Here is a 21,815-nt window from a genome sequence, read left to right on the forward strand (position 1 = left end):
CGTGAATTATCAAAAGGTGCCACTGGCGGCGGGTTTGTACTTTGTCGGTGTGCCAATCGGGTCAGCACGGGACATTACCTTGCGCGCACTGGATGTGCTTGCGTCGGCGGATCTGTTGGCTGCCGAAGACACCCGGTCCCTTCGCAAACTGATGGACATTCACGGCATTCCGCTGGGCGAACGCCGGGTGATTGCCCTGCATGATCACAGCCGCGCAAATGTTCAGGACCGGTTGATCGCAGCAGTACGCGAAGGCAAATCTGTCGCTTATGCGTCTGAGGCTGGCATGCCGCTGATCGCTGATCCGGGCTACGAGCTTTCGCGCGCGGCGGGTGAGGCGGGGATCATGGTCACCTGCGCGCCGGGCCCCTCAGCGGTGTTAACTGCCTTGACCCTCGCAGGCCTGCCAACGGATGCGTTCTTTTTTGCGGGCTTTCTTCCCAACAGTAAATCCGCACGGATCGACGCGCTCGAAAAACTCCGCGAGGTGCCGGGAACCCTTGCATTCTACGAATCTCCCAAACGCCTCGCGGCAATGCTGCGCGATGGCGCCGATGTCTTGGGCGCTGGCCGTGATGCCGCAGTTTGTCGCGAGCTGACCAAGAAATTTGAAGAGGTACGCAGGGGAAAACTGTCCGAACTTGCAGAAGCCTACGACACGAAACCACCCAAAGGCGAAATTGTGGTCCTTGTGGACCGATCGCGTTCAGGAACCGTTAAACAAGTTGATCTAGACACTGAATTGCGCAGTGCCCTGAAAACGATGTCAGTGCGTGATGCGGCAGATGTCGTGGCGCAGGCGCATGGTCTGCCGCGCAGGCAGGTTTATCAGGCGGCCCTTGCATTGGGAAAGGACATCGAATGAACGCAATCCAGATCAGGCACCATCGGGGCAAGACCGCGTTTCATGCCGGTGTCGCTGCTGAAAATCGTATTGCGCAGGACTATGAGCGCCGCGGATTTGCGATTGCCCGCAGACGCTGGCGTGGCAAGTGTGGTGAAATTGATCTGATTGTGCGCGACGGCAACGCCCTGATCTTTGTCGAGGTCAAGCAAAGCCGCAATTTGGCCCGCGCCGCCGAAAGTCTTTCTGCCAGGCAGATGGCGCGCATCTATGCCTCTGCCGAGGAATTCCTTGGGACTGAACCGGACGGCGCCCTGACAGACGTGCGTTTTGATGTGGCCCTCCTCGACGGTCAGGGCGACATGCAGATCATTGAAAACGCCTTCGGTCACGGCTGACCCATTGCACCTTGCAGCCTGCTGCGCCATTTAAAGTGGACGCAGCAAGGATAAGCCCATGAAGATCGCCTTTCAGATGGACCCCATTGGGGATGTGAACATCGACGCAGACAGCAGTTTCCGGCTGGCCGAAGAAGCGCAGGCACGGGGGCATTCGCTCTTTTTCTATTCCCCGGATAAACTAGCCTATCAAGAAGGGCGCATCACGGCGCGGGGCCACGATTTTACCGTGCAAAGGGTGCAGGGCGATCATGCGCAGCTTGGGCCGGAGCATGAGGTTGATCTGGCCGATTTCGACGTGGTCTGGCTGCGCCAGGATCCGCCGTTTGACATGCACTACATCACATCCACACATTTGCTGGATCGGCTCAAGGGCAAGACGCTGGTCGTCAATGATCCGTTCTGGGTGCGGAACTACCCCGAAAAACTCATGGTGCTGGATTTCCCCCAGCTCACGCCCCCCACGACCATTGCGCGCGATCTGGACACCATCAAGGCCTTCAAGATCAAGCATGGCGACGTCATCCTGAAACCGCTCTACGGCAACGGCGGTGCCGGGGTGTTCCGTCTGGACAAGCAGGATCGCAATCTGACCTCGCTGCACGAATTGTTCACCGGGTTCTCACGCGAACCCCTGATCGTGCAAAAATTCCTGCCCGATGTCGCGAACGGCGACAAGCGCGTCATTCTAGTGGATGGCGAGGCAGTGGGCGCGATCAACCGCGTCCCAGCCGAAGGCGAGACCCGTTCCAACATGCATGTGGGCGGGCGACCCGAAAAGATTGGTCTGACAGAGCGCGATCTTGAGATATGCGCGACCATTGGACCGCTGCTCAAGGAAAAGGGCCAGATCTTTGTCGGCATTGACGTGATTGGCGATTACCTGACCGAGATCAACGTGACCTCGCCCACCGGCATTCAGGAACTTGAACGTTTTGACGGTGTAAACATCGCTGCCAAAATCTGGGAGGCGATCGAGGCGCGCTGCGCATGAGCCTGCGCGCGCGATTGCTCAACATCTGGCTGAGGCGCGTGGAAAAACCCCTCATGGCCAGAGCCAGCGATCCCGTACAGCTCCGCCAGCGATTTGAGCGCACAGCGCGCATCATATTCCACGCGCCGCGTGGCACCCAGATGCAGTGGTACGTCATTGAACATGCCCAGCGGCGTGTTGAGGCGTTGGAAATTGTGCCGCCTGAGCTGAACGAGGACGCGGTGCTTCTCTATATCCATGGCGGTGGCTTTGTCTTTGGCAGCCCAAGAACACATGCGGCCATGGCAGCACAGCTTTGCAAACGGCTTCATGCGCGGGCGGTGCTGCCGCGCTATCGCTTGGCACCCGAAGCGCCCTTTCCGGCAGCTTTTGACGATGTGCGTTTGGCATGGGACGCCCTTTGCGCCAGCGGGGTGCGCCCCGACCAGATCGTAATCGGCGGTGACAGTGCTGGTGGCGCCTTGGCCTTGTCACTATTGGGGCAGTTGATTTCAGAAAAGGCACCCTTGCCCGCCGGGGTCTTTTGCTTTTCCCCGCTGACCGACCTGACATATTCAGGGCAGAGCTTTCAGAAAAATGCCGAGGTCGAAGTACTGTTGGCCGCAAGCCGTGCGGCCGACACGAGCGCGCAATATCTTAAAGGGCATTCAAAGACTGACCCAAGGGTCAGCCCGCTGTGGGCTAAATACGACGGTGCCCCACCTGTCTGGATCACGGTCGGAGACACGGAAATCCTATACGACGATGCGCGGCGCCTCGCAGCACGACTTGCCGAGGCTAACGTCGATGTAACCCTTGAGGAGCGGCACGACCTGCCGCATGTCTGGCCCATCTTTCACAATATCCTGCCCGAAGCCCGCGACACCCTGGATGATCTGGCCATATGGATCAGGCGACAACTGATGTCGCCAGACGAAAGCTGACGGCTTCGGCTACATGGGGTTTGCCAACCGTTTCGGCTCCGTCCAGATCGGCGATGGTGCGCGCCACCCGCATGACCCGGTGATAGCCACGCGCGGACAGGTGGAAACGTTCAGCCACCTTGGTCAAAAGCGCACGACCTTCAGAATCCGGGGTGGCGATCTGCTCAAGCATGTCCCCTTCGGCATCGGCGTTCACCCGAAGGCCAGGTGCCCCGTCAAATCGCGCCTGCTGGATATCGCGCGCCGCCGCAACGCGTGCCGCAACCTCGGCAGAGCTTGCGCCGCTCGGCGGCAGGTCAAGATCGGAAAAGGCAACGGGCGGAACATCAACGCGCAGGTCAAAGCGGTCCATCAACGGGCCTGAAATCCGGCCCATGTAGTCTTCTCCGCAGTGCGGCACGCGCGCGCAGGCGCGGGCAGGATCGGAAAGATAGCCGCATTTGCAGGGGTTCGCCGCGGCCACCAGCATGAATTTGCAGGGGTATTTCACATGCGCATTGGCGCGGGCTATCATCACTTCGCCGGTTTCAATCGGCTGGCGGAGAGTTTCCAGCACGGTGCGCGGAAACTCCGGAAATTCATCCATGAACAGAACACCATTATGGGCAAGGCTGACCTCGCCCGGTTTGGCCTGCCGCCCGCCGCCAATGATTGCGGCCATTGACGCCGTGTGATGCGGTTCGCGAAACGGCCGCGCCCGAGAGATACCACCCTCGTCCAGCAAACCGGCAAGCGAATGGATCATCGACGTATCCAGCGCCTCGGCCGCCGTGAGGGGAGGCAGGATCGAGGGCAGGCGTGCGGCCAGCATGCTTTTGCCCGACCCCGGCGTGCCGACAAACATCAGATGGTGACGCCCCGCTGCCGCGATCTCAAGCGCGCGTTTGGCGCGCTCTTGTCCCTTAACTTCGCGCAGGTCGCGCCCCTGCGGGCCAAGAGACACCTCGCCCGGTTCCGCCGGGTTCAACGGGGTTTGCCCGGTATAGTGCCGCACGACGTCCCCCAGACTGGCCGCCGCGATCACTTCTGCTGTGCCGACCCACGCGGCCTCGGCGCCGGACCCTTCGGGACAAAGCAGACTTCGGTTATGCTCGGCTGCGGCCATCGCGGCAGGCAGTGCACCCACCACCGGCACCAGTGTCCCGTCCAGCGACAGCTCACCCAGCGCGACGACGGTTTCTGTCACGTCCGCAGGCAGGATATCCAGAGCGGCCAGAAGCGCGAAAGCGATGGGCAGATCAAAATGGCTGCCCTCCTTGGGCAGATCGGCGGGGCTGAGGTTCACCGTGATCCGCTTGGACGGCAGCGCGATGGCCATGGATGTGAGCGCGGTGCGCACCCGGTCGCGGGCTTCTGAGACCGCCTTGTCAGGCAGTCCCACGATAGAGAACGCCGGAAGACCGGGGGTCACGGCGCATTGCACTTCGACCATCCGTGCCTCGACCCCCTGAAACGCGACTGTGTAGGCGCGCGATACCATCCCATCCTCCCGACAACTTGGTTAATGGGTATGCAGGGTGTGTTTAGGAATGGTTAATGCCGCGCTACTGGCGAGGGCGAATGCCGAAAGGCGTCAAGGCACTCTACCAGTCGTCAGTCTACAGGCCATGCGCGTGTCTTGAGGCCAAAATCGTATGGGAAAGGATCATAGGTGACCTTCAATCCTTCGGCCCGCCACGCTTTGAATGCCTCGTCATTGATCGTGGTTTCGCAATAGGGGCGCGCCCTGTCGGATACGGGCAAATCGTATCCGACGATCCGGGCCGCGACCGGGGCATAGAACACATCGGCCAGACTGTACTTGCCAAACAGCCACGGGCCGTCCGTGCCGCGCAGGTCTTGCGCATGGGTCCAAAGCGCCTCAACTTGGGCAAGGTCCGCTTTCACCGCGTCGCTGACGTCAAATCCGATGTTCACATGTTCCAATTGCATCGGACAGGCCCCGCGCAGCGCACCGAAACCTGCGGCCATCGCCGCACAAAGCCAACGGGCTGTTGCGCGCGCTGCCGGATCATCGGGCCACATCCCCGCGTCCGGATGCCTTTCTGCCAGCGTTTCCGCCATGGCGACTGTTTCGCCGATCACCGTCCCTTCGGGCGTGCGTAGCGTCGGCACCAGTCGCGCCGGTGCCAGATCTGCCAGATCCTCGGCCATGGTGCCGCTGTAGAGCCCCACCAGATGCGCGCGGTACGGCAGGTTGAATTTTTCCAGCATCAGCCAGCCCCGCAGGGACCAGCTCGAAAAGGTGCGATCACCGATATAAAGATCATAAGTCATGGCTCTGACCGTATGATGAGGCCGCAGTGAGCGGCAATCGCTATTCTGTGAGCCAGCCTATCACGGAAGATGATTGATCGCGCCGACGTCCCAGTTTCCGCCGTGGTGGTGCAGGGTGGTGACCGACAGATTGTCGATCTTGTGGGCCATCGCTTCGTAAGCTGTCACACCCAAAGCCCGCTGCACCTGTGTCAGGATCACGCCGAAATGCGCCACGGCGATGATATGTGCCTCGGGGTGCGCGTGGTTCATCGCATCCACCACGCTACTTACCCGCGCGGCAGTCTGGTTCCAGCTCTCGCCTTCTGGCGCCTGAATGTCTCCGGGCGTTTCCCAATAGGCACGTGAGAGTTCAGGATGACGTGCGGCGACCTCTTTGAAATGCATGCCGTCCCAAACACCAAAATGGATCTCACGCAGGTCAGGATGATGCGGCAAGCGGGTGCGCGCGCCATGATGCAGCACGTCAGCGGTAGCGATACAGCGGATGAGATCGGACGAAATCAGCAAGGCGTCCGACGGCAGATGGGCGTGCAGCCGCGCGATCTGCTCCGCATCGGACAAATCCGCAGGCACGTCGCGCCATCCGACAAAGGTTTTCTCATGCGTGGGGCCGTGTCGCACCCAATGCCATGTTGTCATGGTAACCTGCCCTTCAAAACCTGCGGAAGCCCCGCGATGACCTGCACCGCCAGTTCCGCCTGCGCCGCCAAAGTGATGTTAAGCCGCCCTTGCGCCTCGCGAAAAGAGCGCGCCATCGCATTGTCCGGGACAATCCCATGCCCCACTTCGTTCGATACGATCACCCATGATGCTGCACAGGTTTGAAGCGCGTTAAGGAGCCGGGCCTGTTCGATCTCAAGGTTTGCGTCATTCATCAGATGATTGGTCAGCCACATCGTCGCGCAGTCAATCAAAACAACCTGCTTGTCGCTTAGTGATGCGAGGGTTGGCGCAAGATCAAACGGCTCTTCCACTGTCTGCCATCGTAAATTTCGACGATTTTTGTGAATTTTTACGCGGGCCTCGACTTCGTCATCAAAGACCTGGCCTGTCGCCAAGTAAACCATTGGTAAATTGTAAGATTCAACGAGGCCCTCAGCCCAGATGGACTTGCCCGAAGCGGCGCCTCCTAAGACGAAAGTTGATCGCGGCAACATTTAATTCACTTTTTTCGGAAACCAATTAGCGACTTCGTGCGTATAGAATTCATAAGTCTGCCACAAGGTGGGCCAAGATCCAGGGAAAAACAGAATATGACACTCCAAACGGCGCGCGAATTCTCACTTACCCGTACCGCGATGAAAGCAGAACTGCTGGACGCGGAAACAGAGCTGGAGCTGGCCTACGCCTGGCGAGATAAACGCGACGAAGCCGCGCTTCATCGCCTGATCACCGCCTACATGCGCCTTGCGATTTCCATGGCGGGCAAATTCAAGCGCTATGGCGCACCGATGAACGACCTCATTCAGGAGGCGGGTTTGGGCTTGATGAAGGCCGCTGATAAATTTGACCCCGACCGTGGCGTGCGTTTTTCGACCTATGCTGTATGGTGGATCAAGGCGAGCATTCAGGACCACGTGATGCGGAACTGGTCCATGGTGCGCACCGGGTCCACATCGTCCCAAAAATCCCTGTTTTTCAACATGCGCCGTGTGCAGGCGCGGCTTGAGCGTGAAGCTGCCGCAGTGGGTGAAACGCTGGACAGGCACCAGTTGCGTCAGCTGATCTCGACCGAAATCGGCGTGCCGTTGCACGACGTTGAGATGATGGAGGGACGCCTGTCCGGCTCCGATTATTCGCTCAATGCCACCCAGTCCGCTGAGGATGAGGGCCGCGAGTGGATCGATGCGCTGGTAGACGATAGTGCGCAGGCCGCTGAACAGGTTGAGGAAAGCCACGACAATGCTCAGCTGCGCGCATGGTTGCTGTCCGCAATGCAGGAATTGAACGAACGTGAGCAGTTCATTGTGCGCGAACGCAAGCTGCGCGACCAGCCCCGGACGCTGGAAAGCCTTGGTGAGGAGCTGAAGCTTTCCAAAGAGCGCGTGCGCCAGCTTGAGGCGGCTGCTTTCGTCAAGATGCGCAAGTCGCTTGAGGGGCAATCCCGCGAAGTGCTTCATTTCCTGAACTGATTTGTCCAGCCCGCGAGGGCTGGCAAGCTTGACCTGTGCGCCTTATGGTCCCGTGACAGAACGGACCTGAAAGGGGCGACTTATGCTGGCAGGCAAACATATACTGCTGATCATCGGCGGCGGCATCGCGGCCTTCAAATCGCTTGATCTCATTCGGCGTCTGCGCGAACTCGGTGCCGAGGTCACGCCCGTTTTGACCAGAGCAGGTGAAGAATTCGTCACACCGCTTTCGGTTTCTGCGTTGGCAGGCAAAAAGGTTTTCCGCGATCTCTTCGATCTGGGGGACGAGGCGGAAATGGGCCACATCCAGCTCAGCCGCGTCGCGGATTTGCTGGTGGTCGCCCCGGCAACCGCCGATCTGATGGCAAAGATGGCGCAGGGCCATGCCAATGACCTTGCCTCGACCCTGCTCTTGGCAACCGATACGCCTGTCATGATCGCGCCTGCCATGAACGTGCGCATGTGGGATCACTCTGCGACCCAGCGCAATCTGGAAAGGCTCAAGCAGGACGGTATCACAGTCGTCGGCCCGAACGAGGGCGACATGGCCTGTGGTGAATACGGCCCCGGTCGGATGGCCGAACCGATGGAGATTGTCTCCGCGATTGAGGCCCATCTGTCGGACGGCCCATTGAATGGCAAGCGTATCCTTGTGACCTCTGGCCCAACGCACGAGCCAATTGACCCGGTGCGCTATATCGCGAACCGATCCTCCGGTGCGCAGGGCACGGCGATTGCCCGCGCCTTGGCCGCCCTTGGCGCCGAAGTGATCTTTGTCACCGGTCCGGCAGATGTGCCGCCGCCAGACGGTGTTCAGGTCATCCGCGTGCAAACAGCGCAGCAGATGCTGGATGCTGCTCGGGCCGCGTTGCCCGTTGATGCAGGGATCTTCGCCGCAGCGGTCGCGGATTGGCGCGTCGATGGGGCCAGCGACCGCAAGCTGAAGAAATCCAAGGATGGTCTGCCAACGCTGTCCTTTGCCGAAAACCCCGATATCCTGAAAACCATCAGCCAGATGGAAAAGGGGCGTCCTCCGCTTGTCGTGGGCTTTGCGGCAGAAACCAACGATGTGATCGACAACGCCACCGCGAAACGCGCGCGCAAAGGCTGTGACTGGATCGTGGCGAACGACGTCTCGCCCGAAACCGGGATCATGGGCGGCACTGAGAACGCGGTAACGCTGATCACGTCAGACGGGGCAGAAGACTGGCCGCGCATGAACAAGAAAGCTGTGGCCGAGAAGCTTGCCGCGCGTATCGCACAGGCGCTGGGCTGAGCCATGGTTCAGATCAAATGCACATGGGCGGCAGGGGCGGACAGCGCGCTGGGCCTGCCCCGATACGAAACCGCAGGGGCCGCAGGCGCTGACCTGCGCGCCAACCTGCCAGACGGGCCGGTGACCCTCGCGCCTATGGCGCGCGCGCTTATCTCGACCGGTTTGCATATGGAAATTCCCCAAGGGTTTGAGGTGCAGGTGCGGCCGCGTTCCGGCCTCGCGCTGAAACACGGGATCACCCTGCCCAACAGCCCCGGCACGATCGACAGTGATTATCGTGGTGTCGTTGGCGTGATCGTCCTGAATACCGGGGCGCACGCCTTTGAAATCACCCACGGGATGCGTGTCGCGCAGATGGTGGCAGCCCCCGTCGTTCAGGCTACCTTCCTCGAGGTCGAGGCGCTGGGCGACAGTGCCCGCGCTTCTGGCGGTTTTGGATCAACCGGGGTGAACTGATGATACTGGTATTGCTCTTGGGCGCCGCCATCTGGTTCGGCGGCGGGCGGATGGGTGCCAGCCGCGAAGTGCGCGGCATGTTTCTGGGACTGCTCTATGTGGCGATCCTTGGCATTCAGGTGGCGTTCCCGGAAACCCACCCGTTGCGCGTGGCCACTGGCGGCAGTGCAGCACTGTGGCTGCTCATTGGCGGGTTCGTCGTGCTGTTCTGGGGGTACCGGCAGGTGATCCTGTCACTGCGCAAGAAGGCCGGATGGCAGGAAGAAAAAGCGCCAGCACCCAAACCCGGTGCGTTTTCGGACACCGAGCTGAACCGCTACGCCCGTCACATCGTCCTGCGCGAGATCGGCGGTGCCGGTCAGAAGGCGCTCAAGGATGCAAAGGTTCTGGTGATCGGGGCAGGCGGCCTTGGCGCGCCTGCGCTGCAATATCTGGCGGCTGCAGGGGTCGGCACCATCGGCGTTGTTGACGATGACACGGTCGAGAACGCAAACCTACAACGGCAGGTGATCCACGACGACGCCAACATCGGGATGCCCAAGGTGTTTTCCGCTCAGGCCCGGATGGAAGCACAAAACCCCTTTGTCACGGTGCGCCCCTACAACCGTCGCCTGACCGACGACATCGCGGCAGAGTTGATTGCCGAATATGATCTCGTTCTGGACGGCACCGATAATTTCGACACCCGGTATCTTGTCAATGCGGCCTGTGTCGCGGCGCAAAAACCGCTGATTTCCGGCGCGCTCAGCCAGTGGGAAGGGCAGTTATCGGTGTTCGACCCGGCCAAGGGCGGGCCCTGCTATCGGTGTATCTTTCCGGAGGCACCCGCCCCGCATCTGGCCCCAAGCTGTGCCGAGGCTGGTGTGATCGGGCCATTGCCCGGTGTGGTGGGCGCGATGATGGCGGTCGAGGCGATCAAGCTGGTCACCGGGGCAGGCACGCCCGCACTTGGACAGATGCTGATCTACGACGCTCTTTTTGGCGAAAACCGCACCATCATGCTCTCGCGCCGGGCGGATTGCCCGACCTGTGGCGGCAGTTGAGCCGCAGGATTTTCTCTCATCCGATTGAACCCCCGCATCCGCGCCCCTAGCTTGAGCGCAAAGGAGAACATGCATGACAAATCCACTGCTCGCAGATTGGAACACCCCCTACGCCGTCGCCCCCTTTGACAAGGTCAGCGACGAAGATTTCGCCCCCGCGCTGGAAGAAGCGCTGGCGGCACACAATGCCGAAATTGATGCGATTGCCAACAACACAAGCGCCCCAACCTTTGCCAATACGGTCGAGGCGCTGGAGGCTGCTGGCGAGGCGCTGGACAAGGTGCTGGGTGTTTTCTTTACCGTGGCCGGGGCCGACAGCAATTCGGTGCGGGAGGATCTGCAGCGTGCTTTCTCGCCCAAGCTGGCGGCGCATTTCTCTGAAATCTCGGGCAACAAGGCGCTCTTTAGCCGGGTCGCCGCCGTGTGGGAGGATCGCGAAAATCTTGATCTGACCGATGAACAGGCGCGCGTGCTGATGCTGACCCATCGCGGTTTTGTCCGCGCAGGTGCCGCGCTGGAAGGCGAGGCCGAAAAGCGCATGAAGGAAATCAAGGCGCGGCTGGCCGTGCTGGGGACCGAGTTCACCCAGAACCTGCTGGCGGATGAGCGGGAATGGTTCATGCCATTGTCCGAGGACGATCTGGAAGGTCTGCCTGATTTCGTGATCGACGCTGCCCGTGCGGCGGGAGAGGAGAAAGGCGCGGATGGCCCCGTGGTGACACTGTCGCGTTCGCTGATCGTGCCGTTCCTGCAGTTCTCCCCACGCCGCGATCTGCGCGAGAAGGCGTTCCGCGCATGGGAGGCGCGCGGCGCAAACGGCGGCAAAACCGACAACCGCGCCATTGCTGCTGAAACGCTGACGCTGCGCGAAGAGCGGGCGAAACTTTTGGGCTATGAGAACTTCGCCGCCTACAAACTTGAAACCGAAATGGCCAAGACCCCGGAGGCTGTGCAGCAACTGCTGATGGAGGTTTGGGAGCCTGCCAAACGACAGGCCAATGCCGATGCCGAGGTGCTGACCGCCATGATGCGCGAGGACGGCATCAACGGTGATCTCGCCCCTTGGGACTGGCGTTACTACGCCGAGAAACGGCGTGCCGCAGAGCATGATCTGGATGAGGCGGCGCTGAAGCCCTATTTCCAGCTGGATCGCATGATCGAGGCGTCTTTTGCCTGCGCCAACCGGTTGTTCGGGTTGGAGTTCAAACCGCTTGACGTGCCGCTTTATCACCCCGACTGCCGTGCATGGGACGTGTCGCGGGGTGGCGAACATGTGGCGGTCTTCATCGGTGACTACTTCGCGCGCGGCTCCAAACGATCCGGCGCGTGGTGTTCCGCCATGCGGTCGCAGGCCAAGTTCCCCGAGCCGCAAACGCCGATCGTCATCAACGTCTGCAACTTTGCCAAGTCGGACCCGGCACTGCTGAGCTATGATGACGCGCGCACGCTTTTCCACGAGTTCGGTCATGCCTTGCACCAAATGCTGTCCGATGTGACCTATGAAAGCGTCAGCGGCACCTCAGTCGCACGTGACTTCGTGGAGCTGCCAAGCCAACTCTATGAGCACTGGCTGGAAGTGCCAGAGGTGTTGGGCGAATTCGCGACCCACGCCAAGACCGGTGAGCCGATGCCGAAAGAGATGCTCGACAAGGTATTGGGCGCGGCGACCTTCGATATGGGTTTTCAGACGGTCGAATACGTGGCCTCGGCTCTGGTCGACCTGGCGTTTCATGACGGTCCTGCACCGGCTGATCCGATGGCCAAGCAGACCGAGGTTCTGGACAAGATCGGGATGCCCTCAGCCATCCGGATGCGTCACGCGACACCGCAGTTCGCGCATGTCTTCTCTGGCGATGGTTATTCAAGCGGCTACTACAGCTACATGTGGTCCGAGGTGATGGATGCTGATGCGTTCGAGGCCTTCGAGGAAGCGGGCAGTGCGTTTGACACCGAACGGGCGAAGGCGCTTGAGACGCATATTCTGTCGACCGGTGGTTCGCGCGACGCGGCAGAGCTTTACGTGGCCTTCAGGGGGCGTTTGCCGGGGGTGGAAGCGTTGCTGAAAGGGCGCGGGCTAGCCGCCTGATGCCGGGCGTCCCCGCGGGGACGCCGCTCTTAGGTTGCGCGATTCCAAAGGTTTGCAGTGGCTGTAAACCTTTGGTTTACCTTTGATTTGTGGAGCTAGTAGCCTAGTTTCCGATCCACCAGATTGATAAACGGCTCTCCTGCTTCGCCCCGACGGATGTTGTCCACGATCACTTCCGAGGCGGTATCGGCCCGCGTCTCTGCCGCGATATGCGGCGTAACCGTGACCTTTGGATCCGCCCAGAAAGGGTGATCCGCAGGCAGGGGTTCCACCCGAAAAACGTCCAGCGTTGCATGGGCGATCTGCCCGCTGTCCAGCGCGGCCAGCAATGCATTATCGTCGATCAGCGGCCCACGCCCCGGATTGATAATAAAGGCCCCTTGGGGCATATGCGCCAGCGTCTCTGAGCTGATGATGTCTTGTGTCGCGGGTGTGTCGGGCAGCAGCAGAACAGCGATCTCGGCCCGTGACAGAGCTTCCTTCAATCCGTCTTCGCCGTGCAAACAATCAATGCCGTCGACCGTCTTTGGGCTGCGCGACCATCCTGTCACGGAAAACCCAAGATAGACCAGCGTTTCGGCAACTGCCTTGCCAAGAGCGCCAAGGCCAAGGATGACCACCTGCCGCTCCGGGGCCAGCGGGGGCGTCCGGTATTCCCATTTCGCATCACGGCGCAGGATGTCGCTGTCGATCCCCAGATGATAGCGCAGCACGTGGCCGGTGACCCATTCGACCATCCCCTTGGTCAAACCGGGGTCCACCATGCGGGCCAGCGGTATCTTGAGGGTTTCATTGCCGACGATGCTTTCTACCCCGGCCCAGAGGTTCAGCACCGCCTTGGCCCGGCTGTAGGGCGTGAAATCCTGCAGATCACTGTTGGGCGCGTAGATGATGTAATCCACGTCCTGCGCCGGTATGTCCGTCGAAAGATTGGCCTTGATCCCGGCTTTCTCCAAGGCATCCCGCAAGGGGCGTTCGTAAATCACCCACCGTTCCGGACGGGCGGCGAAAAGGATATTCAGGGGCATCGATTACCTCGGTCTGTGAACATGGGCTGATTGCACAAGACCAAAGGCCAAAAGCAACACCAGCATTGCGGATCCACCATAGCTGACCAGCGGCAGGGGAACACCCACGACAGGGGCAAGGCCCATCACCATCGACATATTCACGGCGAAAAACAGAAAGAAGTTGAGCGCGATGCCAAGTGTGAGCAGGGACGAGAAACGATCCTTGTTCAGGATCGCAGTGACCACGCAAAAGACAATGATCAAAGCGTAAAGCCCCAGAAGTGAGAAAGCCCCGACAAAGCCGAACTCTTCGGCCAGTGTGGTGAAGATAAAGTCGGTGTGTTTTTCCGGCAGGAAGTTCAGGCGCGATTGTGTGCCCTGCATGAAGCCCCGCCCGGTCCATCCGCCTGAGCCCAGGGCGATCTTGGATTGGGTGATGTGATACCCCGCGCCAAGCGGGTCAGCGGCCGGGTCCAGAAAGGTATCGATCCGGCGATACTGGTAGTCATTCAGCAACTGCCACGTGGTGCCGCGCGATTGGAAAACCGCCGTGATCAGCCCCACGCCCGAGGCGATAACCACGGCGAAATAGGCCCAGTGTACACCCGCAAGAAACATCAGACCCGCACCCGCGATCAGCAACAGGATCGACGTGCCCAGATCAGGCTGTTGAAGCACCAGCGCAGTGGGAGCAAGGATTACGACAACCGGCAGGAGAACCCAGAAAGGACGCGATACCTTCTTGGCAGGCAGCCAGTCGTAATAGGCGGCCAGAAACATCACCAGCGTGATCTTCATCAGTTCAGACGGTTGCAGATCGATGAAGCCCAGATCGAGCCAACGTTGCGATCCTTTGCGTTCATCCCCGACCAAGGCCACCGCGACAAGCAGCAGCATCGATGCACCGTAACCCACGCCAGACAGGTTCCGCCACAGCCAGATTGGGACCATCGCGACAAACATCATCAACGCAAGGCCAAGGCCAAACCGCTTCATCTGCGGTTCTGCCCAAGGGGAAAATGACCCGCCCGCAACCGAATAAAGCATCAGAAAACCGACACCGGAGACCGACGCCAGCAGCAGGGTCAGCGGCCAGTTCAGGTGCAGGATTTTGCGGAACCCCGTGGGGACCGATTTGACGGTATATTCAAGATAACTCATGCCTGATCGTTTCCGTCGATCGCGGCCTGCGGCTGCACATCGCGCAGCCGCTCTTGCTGGGCCTTGATCCGGGCGCGGTCGCCGGTGGGATAGGCCTCCAATGGTGGTTCGCCCCCGGCAAGCGCCTGCAACATCACATCGCGTGCGATGGGGGCCGCTGCGGTTGATCCGCCGCCACCGTGTTCGACCAGGACCGACAACGCGTAGCGGGGACTGTCGTAGGGCGCGAAAGCTACAAACAACGCATGATCGCGCCGCTCCCATGGCAGATCGGCGTTTCGGGTGACGCCGCGCGCGCGTTCGGCAGCGGTGATGTTGCGCACTTGCGATGTGCCGGTCTTGCCCGCCATGCGCCATTCGTCGGCGATGATCCGGCTGCGATAGGCCGTGCCGCGGCGGTCGTTGACGACCTCGTACATGGCGCGGCGCATCTTGCGCAGATTGTTTTCGTTCATGTCCAGTGGCCCGTCGCCAGCCAGCGGCTGTTCGACGCCGTCAATGGATTTGATCAGGCGGGGTGTGACCATCTCTCCGGTAGCGATCCGGGCGCTCATCACGGCAAGCTGCAAAGGGGAGGCCAGCATGAATCCCTGGCCGATTGACGCGTTGACCGTGTCACCGATCACCCAGTCAGCGCCGCGGGCGCTGCGTTTCCAATCCTTCGTGGGCGTGAGGCCCGAATTGACCGACGACAGAGCCAGATCATGTCGGATACCAAGCCCGAAGCGGTTGGCCATGGCCGAGATCTTTTCGATCCCGACCTTGAGCGCCAGATCGTAGTAATAGACGTCGCAGGACTGCTTGAGTGAGTTGCCAAGATCGACCCAGCCGTGCCCTGCGCGTTTCCAGCAGTGGAACCTGCGGCCCGCGACCTCCAGGTGGCCGGGGCAGTAGACGGTCTCATCCGGGCCGATCAGCCCCTCTTCGAGGGCGGCCATCGCGGTCATCATCTTGAAGGTTGAGCCGGGTGGATAAGCACCCTGCACTGTTTTGTTGACCAACGGGCGGTACTTGGAATTCAGGAGCGGATCGTAATCCTTGGAGGAGATGCCGCCGATAAAGAGGTTGGGATCATAGCTGGGTGCCGACGCGCAGGCGACCAGATCACCGGTTACACAATCGATCACCACGACCGCGGCGCTCTCTTCGCCCAGCCGCGCCTGCACATAACCCTGCAGCTTGGAATCGACGGTCAGCTGAACATCATTGCCCGATTGCCCCTCGCGGCGGGACAACTCTCGCATCACGCGGCCGGTTGCGTTTACCTCGACCTGCTTGGTCCCGGCGGACCCACGCAGCACGTCTTCGGCACGCGCCTCCACGTTGATTTTGCCGATTTGAAAACGCGGGATGCGCAGGACCTGATCGGGGTTCTCCAGCGCATCAAGGTCTTTCTGGCTGACGCGGCCCACCCGGCCCACCACATGGGCGAAATCCGATCCGCGCGGATAGACGCGGGTCAGACCCACCTCTGGCGTGATGCCGGGCAGGGCAGGGGCGTTCACGCTGACCTTGCTGACCTCGTCCCAACTGACATCATCAACGATGGTGACAGGCAGGAAGGGCGCGGAGCGTTTGACCTCGGCCAGTGCGCGCTCATAGGTTTCAAGGTCGATCTCGATGATCTGGCTGAGGCGGGCCATAACCTCATCCACGTCGCCTGCATCTTCGCGGACCATGACGATCCGGTAGCTGGGTACGTTTTCGGCCAGACGCACCCCGTTTCGGTCAAAGATTTCACCGCGTGCGGGTGGGATCAGGCGGATGTTGATGCGGTTCTCTTCGGCCAGCAGGCGGAACTGGTCAGCCTGATCAACCTGAAGGTACCGCATGCGGGCAGCCAGCCCACCCATGAACAACAGTTGCGCCCCACCCAGCAGGGCGGCACGCCGGGTCAGCTTGGCGTGGCTTGCATCGTTCTCTGCGCGGTTGCGTCTCATCCTGTCAAACCCTCAGACCCGGTTGCCCAAAGCGTCCAGTTCCCCGGCTGCTGCCTTGCGAACGCCCATGGCAAAGTGCGTTATCGCAACGACTGCGGGATAGAATAGCAAGGTCATGGCAAGTTCGGAAAGGCTGAGCGCGAGGCTGGGCTGATCGACAAGGGCCAGTCCCATGATAATGCGATTGGCAAAGGTGATCGCGACGACGATCAGACCGGCCGTCACCCATTCAGCGGCGAAATTTGCATCCCGCAGCGACCGGCTTCTTGATTTGAAGTTCTCGCAGCCGATCAGCGCCAGCATCGCCCACAGACCGGGCGGACGCTGCAACAGGAGATCGGCCAGCAGGAAGGAAGCCGCCAACACGGGGGATGGCACGTATTCGGGGCGTCGCATGCTCCACGCAAGGGCGAAACACAGCAGGATATCGGGACCGGCCCAGCGGCGCGGCGTCGTTTCAAGCGGCAACAGGTGGAAGAACAGGATCACCAACGTCAGAAGCAGGAACGACGCGCGCATCAGCCACAGGCGGGTTTGTGACAGATCATTCATTAACCACCTCCTGTGCTTCCGCCAATGGGCCTTCGGGTGTGATGATGCGGGCGGTGTCGGTCACATTTTCGGTGCCGTAATGGCGCAGAACACGCAGGAATTCGAGGCGTTCGTAATCTGCGGCAAGACGCACGCGCAGACGGCCACCGGGATCAGCCGCAACCTGTCCGATCAACAGCCCTGCGGGGAATACGCCACCGTCACCGGAACTGATCACGCGGTCACCGGGGCGCACCAGATCAGGATTTTCCAGAAAGTCGATGGGCGGCGCTGCAGAATTGTCGCCCGCGACAATGGCGCGCTGGCCGGAGGGCTGGATGACGGCGGGAATCCGGCTTGAGGCGTCCGTCAGGAGGATCACGCGGGCGGTATTCTCGGCCACGCCAGAGATGCGGCCGACCAGCCCGATGCCGTCCATGGTGGCCCAGCCGTCAATCAGACCATCGCGGGAACCGACGTTCAGCAGCACGGATTGCCGGAACGGAGAGCCACTGTCAGCAAGGACCACACCGGTGATGAAGGTCAGTCGTGGATCTAGGCGCACCTTGTTGAGGTCGAGAAGACGGGCGTTTTCCTGTTCAAGCTGAAGCGCTGCTTCTTTCCAGGCCTGCATCTGGCGCAACTCGCTGCGCAGTTCCTGATTTTGTTCGGCAAGCCGCTGATAAGACTGAAAATCACGCAACAGGTTAATGGTGCCTGTGACCGGCGCCATGGCCCAATCGAGGTTGGGCACCAACCTGTCGGTGATCTGTGCGCGGAAGCGTTCGACGCGCGGACTGTCGATCCGCCACAGAAGGAATGTGGCACCCAAGAGCAGGATCAGCACGGCCAACAGCAGCCGCCGCAGCGGGCCGGTATAGTCACTGCTGTTTGTGCGGTCGTTGGCCATGTCCCATGCGCTCCTGCCCTTTGTCCGGGCCTGCGTCTAGTCTAGCAAGGATCAGCTGTCGTAGTCGATGGCGTGGCGCAGTTGTTTTTCGTATTCCAGCGCCTTGCCGGTGCCCAGTGCCACGCAGTTCAGCGATTCGTCCGCGATGGAAACCGCAAGCCCGGTCTGTTCGCGCAGCGCGAGGTCCAGATCACCCAAGAGTGCGCCGCCACCGGTCAGCATTACGCCACGGTCCACGATATCAGCGGCCAGATCGGGCGGGGTTGTTTCAAGCGCGGTCATCACCGCTTCGCAGATCTGTTGCACGGGTTCCGCCAGTGCTTCGGCGATCTGCGCCTGCGTCACTTCGATTTCCTTGGGCACACCATTGAGCAGATCGCGGCCGCGGATCTGCATCGAGGTTCCGCGCCCGTCGTCCGGCATGCGTGCGGTGCCGATCGAGGTCTTGATGCGCTCCGCCGTGGTTTCACCGACCAGCAGGTTCTGCTGGCGGCGCAGGTAGGAAATGATCGCCTCGTCCATGCGGTCCCCGCCGACGCGGACCGAACGCGCGTAAACGATGTCGCCCAGCGACAGCACCGCAACCTCGGTCGTCCCACCGCCGATGTCCACGACCATGTTGCCGGTGGGATCTGTGATAGGCATGCCGGCCCCGATGGCCGCCGCAATGGGTTCTGCAATCAGACCGGCGCGGCGCGCGCCCGCCGACAGCACCGATTGGCGGATCGCCCGCTTTTCAACCGGGGTCGCGCCATGGGGCACACAGACGATAATCTTGGGCTTGGAAAATGTGGAGCGTTTATGGACCTTGCGGATGAAGTGCTTGATCATCTCTTCGGCGGTGTCGAAGTCCGCGATGACGCCTTCGCGCATCGGGCGGATGGCTTCGATGCTGCCCGGCGTCCGGCCCAGCATCAGCTTGGCGTCCTCGCCGACGGCGAGCACCTTCTTGACGCCGTCCTTGACGTGGTAGGCCACGACGGAAGGTTCGGAAAGGATGATCCCGCGACCTTTCACATAGACCAGCGTGTTTGCCGTGCCGAGGTCGATTGCCATATCGGATGAGAACAACCCACCGAGATTTCCAAACAGGTTCATGCCAGAAGATACCTTGTTAAAAGTCATATGGGCCCGCGACTCTGATGAGGCGGGCTGACAGCCCTTATAGGCTTGGGGCAGGGGAGGTGAAAGGGGGTGTTTATCCGCATTGGGCATGTTGCCGCCTGTGCGCTATGTTAGGATAAAATTCGCTACATCGGAGACCCGTGAAATGAAAAAGATCCAGAGCCTTGGTGTGCATCACATCACCCTGACGGGCGCCGACCGCCAGAGCAGCATTGATTTCTGGGAAGGGGTATTGGGCATGCCCTTTATCTTTGATCAGCCCAATCTGGACAACGACGACGAAGGGCATCTGTACTTTGATCCCGGCGACGGGCGGCTGATCACGATCTTCAGCAACGAGAACCGCAAACCGGTGCATGACCGGACGCCGACTGACCCCGGATGCGTGCACCACATCGCGTTTGAAGTGGATCACGCGATGTTCGATCAGGTGCTTGACCGGCTGGAGGAGCGCGGGATCGAGAATTCCGGCGTGAAGGACCGGGGTTTCATGCATTCGATCTATTTCAAGGATCCGCTGGGGCTGCTGATTGAATTGGCCGCCTACAATTTCATTCCGCCGCGCGGGTCGAGCCATGCCGAAGTCATGCTGGAGGCGCACAAGCTGCGCGTTGCGAGTGGTGCCAAGGCGATTGAGAGGGAACATCTGGCCGATGCGGCGGTGATGATTGTTGAGCGGTCACAGAGATCTCTCAGCGATGACCGGAGTGCCAAAAATCCATATGGCTAGAAACGTGTGTTCCTTGTCGTTCTGACAACGGCAAGGTTGCACGCGTCTCACCTCTTGAATTGAATTGTATTGGAAAGATGAAGCGCGACGGGTCTCTTCATCTTTCCAATACAATTCATTTTCTGCGTGATCAGCTTGCGCCGCGGCTGGCGTGAGACCACTCCGCGGCGCATCAGGGGTCAGCCCACGTCTTTATAGCTGACTTCGCGCTTGTCCGTCCCGCCCTTGGCGCGGCGCACCAGCAGACGGTTCAACGCGTGAATATAGGCGCGGACAGAGGCGACGACGGTGTCCGTATCGGCAGACTGGCCGGTGACGATGCGCCCATCTTCTTCCATCCGGACGGACACTGTCGCTTGTGCGTCCGTGCCTTCGGTGACCGCGTGCACCTGGTAAAGCTGCAGCCGTGCCTCGTGTGGCACGATGGCCTTGACGCAATTGAAGGCGGCATCCACGGGGCCGTCGCCGGTTTGCTCGGTCTTGTGCTCCTTGCCGTCCACTTCGAGGGTCATCCGCGCCTGGTTGGGGCCTTCGGTGCCGCAGACCACGTGCATGGATTTCAGCTTGATGTGGTCTTCTTCGGGGTCGGTCGTGGTCCGCATGAGGGCAATGAGGTCGTCCTCGTAGATTTCCTTCTTGCGGTCGGCAAGTTCCTTGAACCGGACGAAAACGTCCTTCAGCTGGTTGTCGCCGAGGGTGAACCCGAGGTCTTCGAGTTTCGAGCGCAGGGCCGCGCGGCCCGAGTGTTTGCCCATCACGATGTTGGTCTCGGTAAGGCCCACATCCTCGGGCCGCATGATTTCGAAGGTTTCGGCGTTTTTCAGCATGCCGTCCTGATGGATGCCGGATTCGTGGGCGAAGGCGTTCTTGCCCACGATGGCCTTGTTGGGCTGCACAAGAAAGCCCGAAACAGCCGAGACACGGCGCGAGATGTTCATGATCTTGGTGCTGTCGATGCCGGTCTGGTAGGGCATGATGTCATTGCGCACCTTCATGGCCATCACGACCTCTTCCAGCGCGGTATTGCCAGCGCGCTCACCCAGGCCATTGATGGTGCATTCGATCTGGCGCGCGCCAGCCTCGACCGCGGCGAGGGAGTTGGCGGTCGCCATGCCGAGGTCGTTGTGGCAATGGGTGGCAAAGACGATTTCATCCGCGCCCGGCACGTTTTCCAGCAATTTGCGGATCAGGTCGGCGCTTTCGCGCGGGGCGGTATAGCCGACGGTATCGGGGATGTTGATCGTGGTTGCACCCGCTTTGATGGCGATCTCGACCACGCGGTAGAGGTAATCCAGTTCGGTCCGGGTCGCGTCCATGGGGGACCACTGGACGTTGTCGCAAAGGTTGCGGGCATGGGTGACGGTGTCGTGAATACGCTCGGCCATCTCGTCCATGTTGAGGTTCGGGATGGCGCGGTGCAGGGGCGATGTGCCGATGAAGGTGTGAATGCGCGGGCGTTCCGCGTGTTTCACCGCCTCCCAGCAGCGGTCGATGTCGCCGAACTGGGCGCGGGCGAGGCCGCAGATCACGGCATTTTTCGCGTTCTTGGCGATCTCGGACACGGCGGCGAAATCACCTTCGGAGGCAATTGGGAAGCCTGCCTCGATGATATCGACACCCATTTCGTCAAGCAGGCCCGCGATTTCCAGTTTCTCGGCGTGGGTCATGGTCGCACCGGGGGATTGTTCCCCGTCGCGCAGCGTCGTGTCGAAAATCAAGACGCGGTCTTGGGCTTTGGTATCGGTCATGTGAGTATCTTTCGTTCTGCTGTTTTCATCCATGGCGCGGTGCATACCCTCTGAGCGGACGCGCCGGGATGGCACGCTCAGAGGCGGATTAGCAGCAGCAGGTTTGCACGCAGCGGCATCGCGGGCAGGCGCGATGGGGTCGGAATATGTGCGGCGTGTGTCATGGGGCGTATTTATACGCCAGTGATTTCAAATGGGAAGAGGGAGTTTGAACTTTGCTGTGCGGCG

The 21,815-nt window shown here is 60.6% G+C and carries 21 protein-coding genes; 10 read left to right on the forward strand and 11 right to left on the reverse strand.

Features of this window, described 5'->3' with window-relative positions; genetic code table 11:
* The first annotated feature begins 1 nt into the window (after position 1).
* The 4 genes from rsmI to GV827_RS10460 are packed head-to-tail and all read left to right on the forward strand — an operon-like array spanning position 2 to position 3,159.
* The gene (gene rsmI / locus GV827_RS10445; RefSeq protein ID WP_164353743.1) at positions 2-865 is read left to right on the forward strand and encodes a 16S rRNA (cytidine(1402)-2'-O)-methyltransferase; all 864 of its coding nucleotides are present in this window, start codon (positions 2-4) and stop codon (positions 863-865) included.
* On the forward strand, positions 862-1,242 hold the full coding sequence (locus tag GV827_RS10450; RefSeq protein WP_164353744.1) for a YraN family protein: 381 nt from the start codon (positions 862-864) through the stop codon (positions 1,240-1,242). Before rsmI ends, GV827_RS10450 begins: the two co-directional genes overlap by 4 nt.
* A 58-nt stretch (positions 1,243-1,300) precedes the next feature.
* Complete coding sequence (gene gshB / locus GV827_RS10455; protein WP_164353745.1) at positions 1,301-2,236, forward strand: glutathione synthase; 936 nt, start codon at positions 1,301-1,303, stop codon at positions 2,234-2,236.
* Positions 2,233-3,159 (forward strand): alpha/beta hydrolase, encoded by a 927-nt coding sequence (locus GV827_RS10460; protein WP_164353746.1) that lies wholly within the window; start codon positions 2,233-2,235, stop codon positions 3,157-3,159. Before gshB ends, GV827_RS10460 begins: the two co-directional genes overlap by 4 nt.
* Here the strand turns inward: GV827_RS10460 and GV827_RS10465 are convergent.
* The 4 genes from GV827_RS10465 to cobU form a co-directional block, all read right to left on the reverse strand.
* Positions 3,125-4,639 carry a YifB family Mg chelatase-like AAA ATPase gene (locus tag GV827_RS10465; protein WP_164353747.1) on the reverse strand — a complete coding sequence of 505 codons (1,515 nt, stop codon included), beginning with the start codon at positions 4,637-4,639 and terminating at the stop codon, positions 3,125-3,127. The genes GV827_RS10460 and GV827_RS10465 overlap by 35 nt on opposite strands.
* A 113-nt stretch (positions 4,640-4,752) precedes the next feature.
* Positions 4,753-5,436: a glutathione S-transferase gene (locus GV827_RS10470; protein WP_164353748.1), complete on the reverse strand. Its 684-nt coding sequence runs from the start codon at positions 5,434-5,436 to the stop codon at positions 4,753-4,755.
* Positions 5,437-5,496: 60 nt separating this feature from the next.
* Positions 5,497-6,078: a histidine phosphatase family protein gene (locus GV827_RS10475; protein WP_164353749.1), complete on the reverse strand. Its 582-nt coding sequence runs from the start codon at positions 6,076-6,078 to the stop codon at positions 5,497-5,499.
* The gene (gene cobU / locus GV827_RS10480) at positions 6,075-6,596 is read right to left on the reverse strand and encodes a bifunctional adenosylcobinamide kinase/adenosylcobinamide-phosphate guanylyltransferase (protein WP_164353750.1); all 522 of its coding nucleotides are present in this window, start codon (positions 6,594-6,596) and stop codon (positions 6,075-6,077) included. Before cobU ends, GV827_RS10475 begins: the two co-directional genes overlap by 4 nt.
* Before the next feature lie 96 nt (positions 6,597-6,692).
* On the opposite strand from cobU, the gene GV827_RS10485 reads away from it, so the two are divergent.
* The 5 genes from GV827_RS10485 to GV827_RS10505 all read left to right on the forward strand — a co-directional run bounded on the left by GV827_RS10485 (position 6,693) and on the right by GV827_RS10505 (position 12,432).
* Positions 6,693-7,571 (forward strand): RNA polymerase factor sigma-32, encoded by an 879-nt coding sequence (locus GV827_RS10485; protein ID WP_164353751.1) that lies wholly within the window; start codon positions 6,693-6,695, stop codon positions 7,569-7,571.
* Between the two features lie 82 nt (positions 7,572-7,653).
* Entirely contained in the window at positions 7,654-8,847 is a 1,194-nt protein-coding gene (coaBC, locus tag GV827_RS10490; RefSeq protein WP_164353752.1) for a bifunctional phosphopantothenoylcysteine decarboxylase/phosphopantothenate--cysteine ligase CoaBC, read from the forward strand.
* Positions 8,848-8,850: 3 nt separating this feature from the next.
* The gene (gene dut, locus GV827_RS10495; protein ID WP_164353753.1) at positions 8,851-9,303 is read left to right on the forward strand and encodes a dUTP diphosphatase; all 453 of its coding nucleotides are present in this window, start codon (positions 8,851-8,853) and stop codon (positions 9,301-9,303) included.
* A complete protein-coding gene (locus GV827_RS10500; RefSeq protein ID WP_164353754.1) occupies positions 9,303-10,346 on the forward strand; it encodes a HesA/MoeB/ThiF family protein in 1,044 nt (347 codons plus the stop codon). Before dut ends, GV827_RS10500 begins: the two co-directional genes overlap by 1 nt.
* 73 nt (positions 10,347-10,419) lie before the next feature.
* A complete protein-coding gene (locus GV827_RS10505) occupies positions 10,420-12,432 on the forward strand; it encodes a M3 family metallopeptidase (RefSeq protein WP_164353755.1) in 2,013 nt (670 codons plus the stop codon).
* Positions 12,433-12,527: 95 nt separating this feature from the next.
* Here the strand turns inward: GV827_RS10505 and GV827_RS10510 are convergent, their stop codons facing one another.
* The 6 genes from GV827_RS10510 to GV827_RS10535 are packed head-to-tail and all read right to left on the reverse strand — an operon-like array spanning position 12,528 to position 19,082.
* The gene (locus tag GV827_RS10510; protein WP_164353756.1) at positions 12,528-13,460 is read right to left on the reverse strand and encodes a 2-hydroxyacid dehydrogenase; all 933 of its coding nucleotides are present in this window, start codon (positions 13,458-13,460) and stop codon (positions 12,528-12,530) included.
* Positions 13,461-13,463: 3 nt separating this feature from the next.
* Positions 13,464-14,603, reverse strand: a complete 1,140-nt coding sequence (gene rodA / locus GV827_RS10515) for a rod shape-determining protein RodA (RefSeq protein ID WP_164353757.1) — start codon at positions 14,601-14,603, stop codon at positions 13,464-13,466.
* Complete coding sequence (gene mrdA / locus GV827_RS10520; protein WP_164353758.1) at positions 14,600-16,543, reverse strand: penicillin-binding protein 2; 1,944 nt, start codon at positions 16,541-16,543, stop codon at positions 14,600-14,602. Before mrdA ends, rodA begins: the two co-directional genes overlap by 4 nt.
* A gap of 12 nt (positions 16,544-16,555) precedes the next feature.
* Positions 16,556-17,095 (reverse strand): rod shape-determining protein MreD, encoded by a 540-nt coding sequence (locus GV827_RS10525; protein ID WP_164353759.1) that lies wholly within the window; start codon positions 17,093-17,095, stop codon positions 16,556-16,558.
* Positions 17,088-17,984, reverse strand: coding sequence for a rod shape-determining protein MreC (mreC, locus tag GV827_RS10530; protein ID WP_164353760.1), 897 nt, complete (start codon positions 17,982-17,984; stop codon positions 17,088-17,090). Before mreC ends, GV827_RS10525 begins: the two co-directional genes overlap by 8 nt.
* A gap of 51 nt (positions 17,985-18,035) precedes the next feature.
* Positions 18,036-19,082, reverse strand: coding sequence for a rod shape-determining protein (locus tag GV827_RS10535; RefSeq protein WP_164353761.1), 1,047 nt, complete (start codon positions 19,080-19,082; stop codon positions 18,036-18,038).
* 172 nt (positions 19,083-19,254) lie between these two features.
* Here GV827_RS10535 and GV827_RS10540 point away from each other — a divergent pair, with 172 nt between their 5' ends.
* Positions 19,255-19,839, forward strand: coding sequence for a VOC family protein (locus tag GV827_RS10540; RefSeq protein ID WP_164353762.1), 585 nt, complete (start codon positions 19,255-19,257; stop codon positions 19,837-19,839).
* 179 nt (positions 19,840-20,018) lie between these two features.
* Here GV827_RS10540 and GV827_RS10545 read toward each other — a convergent pair whose 3' ends face one another.
* Positions 20,019-21,587, reverse strand: a complete 1,569-nt coding sequence (locus GV827_RS10545; protein ID WP_164353763.1) for a 2-isopropylmalate synthase — start codon at positions 21,585-21,587, stop codon at positions 20,019-20,021.
* Positions 21,588-21,815 lie beyond the last annotated feature (228 nt).

It is taken from the genome of Sulfitobacter sediminilitoris, assembly GCF_010667575.1.
GTDB lineage: Bacteria > Pseudomonadota > Alphaproteobacteria > Rhodobacterales > Rhodobacteraceae > Sulfitobacter > Sulfitobacter sediminilitoris.

What these genes read in the sequence shown, in the direction of transcription:
- GV827_RS10450 (WP_164353744.1), top strand. Translation starts at nt 862, where the DNA reads ATGAACGCAATCCAGATCAGGCACCATCGGGGCAAGACCGCGTTTCAT.
- gshB (WP_164353745.1), top strand. Translation starts at nt 1,301, where the DNA reads ATGAAGATCGCCTTTCAGATGGACCCCATTGGGGATGTGAACATCGAC.
- GV827_RS10460 (WP_164353746.1), top strand. Translation starts at nt 2,233, where the DNA reads ATGAGCCTGCGCGCGCGATTGCTCAACATCTGGCTGAGGCGCGTGGAA.
- GV827_RS10465 (WP_164353747.1), bottom strand. Translation starts at nt 4,639, where the DNA reads ATGGTATCGCGCGCCTACACAGTCGCGTTTCAGGGGGTCGAGGCACGG.
- GV827_RS10470 (WP_164353748.1), bottom strand. Translation starts at nt 5,436, where the DNA reads ATGACTTATGATCTTTATATCGGTGATCGCACCTTTTCGAGCTGGTCC.
- GV827_RS10475 (WP_164353749.1), bottom strand. Translation starts at nt 6,078, where the DNA reads ATGACAACATGGCATTGGGTGCGACACGGCCCCACGCATGAGAAAACC.
- cobU (WP_164353750.1), bottom strand. Translation starts at nt 6,596, where the DNA reads ATGTTGCCGCGATCAACTTTCGTCTTAGGAGGCGCCGCTTCGGGCAAG.
- GV827_RS10485 (WP_164353751.1), top strand. Translation starts at nt 6,693, where the DNA reads ATGACACTCCAAACGGCGCGCGAATTCTCACTTACCCGTACCGCGATG.
- coaBC (WP_164353752.1), top strand. Translation starts at nt 7,654, where the DNA reads ATGCTGGCAGGCAAACATATACTGCTGATCATCGGCGGCGGCATCGCG.
- dut (WP_164353753.1), top strand. Translation starts at nt 8,851, where the DNA reads ATGGTTCAGATCAAATGCACATGGGCGGCAGGGGCGGACAGCGCGCTG.
- GV827_RS10500 (WP_164353754.1), top strand. Translation starts at nt 9,303, where the DNA reads ATGATACTGGTATTGCTCTTGGGCGCCGCCATCTGGTTCGGCGGCGGG.
- GV827_RS10505 (WP_164353755.1), top strand. Translation starts at nt 10,420, where the DNA reads ATGACAAATCCACTGCTCGCAGATTGGAACACCCCCTACGCCGTCGCC.
- GV827_RS10510 (WP_164353756.1), bottom strand. Translation starts at nt 13,460, where the DNA reads ATGCCCCTGAATATCCTTTTCGCCGCCCGTCCGGAACGGTGGGTGATT.
- rodA (WP_164353757.1), bottom strand. Translation starts at nt 14,603, where the DNA reads ATGAGTTATCTTGAATATACCGTCAAATCGGTCCCCACGGGGTTCCGC.
- mrdA (WP_164353758.1), bottom strand. Translation starts at nt 16,543, where the DNA reads ATGAGACGCAACCGCGCAGAGAACGATGCAAGCCACGCCAAGCTGACC.
- GV827_RS10525 (WP_164353759.1), bottom strand. Translation starts at nt 17,095, where the DNA reads ATGAATGATCTGTCACAAACCCGCCTGTGGCTGATGCGCGCGTCGTTC.
- mreC (WP_164353760.1), bottom strand. Translation starts at nt 17,984, where the DNA reads ATGGCCAACGACCGCACAAACAGCAGTGACTATACCGGCCCGCTGCGG.
- GV827_RS10535 (WP_164353761.1), bottom strand. Translation starts at nt 19,082, where the DNA reads ATGAACCTGTTTGGAAATCTCGGTGGGTTGTTCTCATCCGATATGGCA.
- GV827_RS10540 (WP_164353762.1), top strand. Translation starts at nt 19,255, where the DNA reads ATGAAAAAGATCCAGAGCCTTGGTGTGCATCACATCACCCTGACGGGC.
- GV827_RS10545 (WP_164353763.1), bottom strand. Translation starts at nt 21,587, where the DNA reads ATGACCGATACCAAAGCCCAAGACCGCGTCTTGATTTTCGACACGACG.